This window comes from Streptomyces sp. AC627_RSS907 (assembly GCF_019049165.1).
Genome location: NZ_JAGMUE010000324.1, coordinates 1 through 4,846 on the forward strand (window position 1 = coordinate 1; position 4,846 = coordinate 4,846).

1 protein-coding gene is annotated in these 4,846 nt (G+C 73.9%); it reads right to left on the bottom strand.

Features of this window, described 5'->3' with window-relative positions:
- Nucleotides 1-4,846: type I polyketide synthase (locus KUM32_RS35520; protein ID WP_217146049.1), on the bottom strand; the 4,846-nt coding region annotated here is incomplete at both ends.

The window sequence follows — 4,846 nt, forward strand, 5'->3', positions numbered from 1 at the left end:
CACGGTCCGGCGCAGGTTGCGGTACCAGTACCCGGCATCGAGACCCGCACCGTCCGCCCACTGCGCGTCCACCGTGGAGAAGAAGGGCACCGAGGCCGTCCGCGGGGACACCGGCGCGAGCACGTCCAGGATCTCCTCGCGGATCTCCTCCACGTGCGTCGAGTGTGAGGCGTAGTCGACCGGGACCGGCCGGGCCCGTTCCACCGATGCCAGCACGGTCTCCAGGCCGGCGGGATCACCTGCTACCACCACGGACGACGGACCGTTCACCGCTGCCACTGACACGCCCTCCGGCAGCAGGGTGCGTACCTCGTCCGCCGGCAGCGGCACCGACACCATGCCCCCACGGCCCGTCAGTGCCGTGATCGCCCGGCTTCTCAGGGCGACCACCCGTGCACCGTCCTCCAGTGACAGCGCGCCCGCCACCACCGCGGCGGCGATCTCGCCCTGTGAATGCCCCACCACCGCGTCCGGACGCACACCCGCCGACTCCCACGACGCGGCCAGCGACACCATTACCGCCCACAGGACGGGCTGGACCACGTCCACCCGGTCGTAGGCGCCCGAGCGGACCATCTCCGACAGCGACCAGTCCACGAACGGTGCCAGAGCACGCTCGCACTCCTCGAACCGTGCCGCGAACACCGGCGACGACTCCAGCAGCTCCACCGCCATACCCGGCCACTGCGAACCCTGCCCCGGAAAGACGAACACCGTCCTGCCCACACCGGAAGCCACACCGGAGACCGCACCGGGGGCGACACCGGGGGCGACGCCGGGGGCCGCACCCGTCGGCGGCTCGCCGTCCACAACCGCCCGCAGACCCGCCGCGAACTCCGCGGCCGAGCCACCCACGACCACCGCGCGGTGCTCGAACACCGACCGGCCCGCCAGCGCCGCACCCACCGCGGCACGATCCTCGTCCACCAGCGGCACCAGCCGGCCCGCCTGCGCACGCACCGCCTCGGCCGAACGACCCGACACCACCCACGGCACCACGACCGACGGCACACCGGCCGCCCCAGCAGCCCCGGCCACCGCCGGCTCCTCCACCGGAGCCTGCTCCAGGATCAGATGGGCGTTCGTACCGCTGAGGCCGAACGACGACACGCCGGCGCGGCGCGGGCCGTCCCAGGGCCGTTCCTCGGTGAGCAGCCTCACCTTGCCCGCGGTCCAGTCGACGTGCGACGACGGCTCGTCCACGTGCAGGGTCCTGGGCAGCACCCCGTGCCGCATCGCCAGCACCATCTTGATGACACCGGCCACGCCGGAGGCGAGCTGCGTATGACCGATGTTGGACTTCACGGAGCCCAGCCACAGCGGTTCCTCGCGGTCCTGGCCGTACGTGGCCAGCAGGGCCTGCGCCTCGATCGGGTCGCCGAGGGTGGTGCCCGTGCCGTGCGCCTCGACGGCGTACACGTCGGAGGGATCCAGCCCGGCATTGGCCAGCGCCTGCCGGATCACGCGCTGCTGCGCGAGACCGTTGGGCGCGGACAGGCCGTTGGAGGCACCGTCCTGGTTGATGGCGCTGCCGCGGATCACCGCGAGCACCGGGTGCCCGTGACGACGGGCTTCCGACAGCCGCTCCAGCAGCACCACGCCGACGCCCTCGGACATGCCCATGCCGTCGGCGGCGTCCGCGAACGCCTTGCAGCGGCCGTCGGCGGCGAGGCCCCGCTGCCGGCTGAAGCCGATGAAGCCCTCCGGGTTGGCCATCACGGTGACGCCGCCGGCGAGGGCGAGCGAGCACTCGCCCGAGCGCAGCGCCTGGCTCGCCAGGTGAATCGCCACCAGCGACGACGAGCACGCCGTGTCGACGCTGACCGCGGGCCCTTCGAGACCGAAGGTGTACGCGATACGGCCGGACGTGACGCTGGCGGAGCCGCCCGTGACCATCTGGCCCTGGAGTGCCTCCGGGACCTCGGCGTTGGCGCCGTATCCCTGATAGCCGGTGCCGACGAAGACGCCGGCCCGCTCACCCCGCTGGCTCTCCGGGTCGATGCCGGCCCGCTCGAACGCCTCCCACGCGGTCTCCAGCAGCAGCCGCTGCTGGGGGTCCATGGTGAGCGCCTCACGGGGGCTGATGCCGAAGAACACGGGGTCGAAGTCGCCCGCCGCGGCGAGGAAGCCGCCGTGCCGGGTGTACGACGTACCGGGCTTGTCGGGGTCCGGATCGTAGAGGCCGTCCACATCCCAGCCGCGGTCGGTCGGGAAGTCCGAGACGACGTCACCGCCCGCGCGCAGCAGCTCCCACAGCTCCTCCGGGCTGCCGACACCGCCCGGGAACCGGCAGGCCATGCCCACCAGTGCGATCGGCTCGTCCTCGGTCGCGACCACGACCGTGGCCGCCGGGGCCTGGGTGTCCTGGGTCAGCTCCGCGCGCAGACGGCGGGCGACGGCGTGGACGTTGGGGTGGTCGAAGACGACCGTGGTGGGCAGCCGCAGTCCGGTCGCGGCGTTGAGCCGGTTGCGCAGCTCCACCGCGGTGAGCGAGTCGAACCCGATGTCGCGGAAGGCACGCCTGGGGTCGACCGCGTCGGCTCCGGAGTGGCCGAGGACCGAGGCGACCTGCTCGCGGACGAGTGTGACGAGTTCGGCCTCGGACAGCTGGGCCGCCACCGGCGCGGCGGCGGGGGTCTCCTCCTGGGCCTGTTCCGCCACCTCGGGTATCTCGTTCAGCAGGGGACGGGGCCGGGCGGAGGTGAAGACCGGCGCGAAGCGTGACCAGTCCACATCGGCGACGGCGAGAAACGTCTCGTCGTCGTCCATGGCACGCTGCAGGGCCGCGACGGCCGCCTCCGGGTCGATGAACGGCAGACCCTGACGGCGTACCCGGTCCGTGTCCAGGCCGCCGGGCATGGCGGCCAACTCCGCCAGGTTCGGGGTGTTCCAGATGCCCCAGGCGATGGAGGTGGCCGGTGTGCCGCGGCCGCGCAGGTGCTCGGCGAAGGCGTCGAGGAAGGCGTTGGCCGCGGCGTAAGCGCCGTGGTCGCCGCTGCCCCAGACGCCGGCGATCGACGAGAAGAGGAGGAACGTGTCCAGGTCGGGCAGCAGCTCGGCCAGGTGGACCGCACCCGCGACCTTGGCGTGCACGACGTCCTCGAACTCGGTCAGCGAGGTGTCGGCCAGCGACGCGACCTGGATGAGGGCCGCGGCGTGGACGACCGCGCGGACGGGGGTGCCCGCCGCGGCCAGCCGCGTCACGAGCGCCGCCACCGCCGTACGGTCAGTGACGTCACAGACGGTGTACTCGAAGCGCGTCCCCGACTCGGCGAGTTCCGCGGTGAGTTCGGCGGCACCGGGCACGTCCGCGCCACGTCGGCCGGCCAGCACCAGGTGCTCGGCTCCCGCGGCGGCCAGCCAGCGGGCGATGTACGGTCCGACCGCGCCCGTGGCACCGGTGACCAGGACGGTTCCTCGCGGGCGCCAGGCCCGCCGGGCCGGCCGGCCGTCCTGCGGGGCACGGGTGAGGCGGCGCACCAGGGTGGTGCCGCCGCGAACCGCCCACTGGTCCTCGTCGCCGCCGCCCGCGAGCACGTCGCAGAGCTCGGCGGCGGACCGCTCGTCGTGGTCGGCGGGCAGGTCGACCAGGCCGCCCCAGAACTCCGGGTGCTCCAGGCCGATGACACGGCCGAGCCCCCACACCGCCGCCTGCGCGGGGTGCCGCAGGTCCCCCTCGCCGGCCGCGGAGGTGGCGCCCCGGGTCAGGCACCACAGCCGGGCGGTCCAGCCCGCGTCGTGCAGCGCCTGGGTGAGCACGGTGGTGAGCGCCAGGCCCGCGGTCAGGCCCGGGTGCTCCGGGTCCGGCAGTTCGGCCAGGGCCAGCAGCGACAGCACGCCCTCCGGCCGTGCCCGGTCGGCGAGGGCCGCGGCCAGTTCCTGGCGGCGGGTGCCGGCGGGGACGACGTACTCCTCGACCCGGGCGCCGCGTTCGGTGAGCGCGCGGAGTGCGCCGGCCACCCAGGCGTCCTCGCGGTGTCCCTCCGGGACGACCGCCAGCCAGGTGCCGGGCAGCGGCCGTGCCTCGGGCGCGGCCGGGCGCCAGGTGACGCGGTAGCGCCAGGAGTCCGTGGAGACCTCCGGGGACGGCGGCGCCAGCCAGTACCGCTCGCGCTGGAAGGGATAGGTGGGCAGGGCCACCAGCCGGCCGCCCGGGTAGAGCGCGGCCGTGTCCACGTCCACGCCGTGCGCCCAGGCGGTGCCGAGCGAGGTCATGAACCGCCGCAGACCGCCTTCGTCGCGGCGCAGGGTGCCGACCGCGAGGACCGTGGTGTCGCCGCCGATGTCCTCGGCGGTCTCCTCGATGGGTATGGTCAGGACGGGGTGGGCGCTGACCTCGACGAAGGCGCCGAAGCCGGCGCCGGCCAGCTTGCGCACCGCTGTTTCGAACTCCACGGTCCGGCGCAGGTTGCGGTACCAGTACCCGGCATCGAGACCCGCACCGTCCGCCCACTGCGCGTCCACCGTGGAGAAGAAGGGCACCGAGGCCGTCCGCGGGGACACCGGCGCGAGCACGTCCAGGATCTCCTCGCGGATCTCCTCCACGTGCGTCGAGTGTGAGGCGTAGTCGACCGGGACCGGCCGGGCCCGTTCCACCGATGCCAGCACGGTCTCCAGGCCGGCGGGATCACCTGCTACCACCACGGACGACGGACCGTTCACCGCCGCCACTGACACGCCCTCCGGCAGCAGGGTGCGTACCTCGTCCGCCGGCAGTGGTACCGACACCATGCCCCCACGGCCCGTCAGTGCCGTGATCGCCCGGCTTCTCAGGGCGACCACCCGTGCACCGTCCTCCAGTGACAGCGCGCCCGCCACCACCGCGGCGGCGATCTCGCCCTGTGAA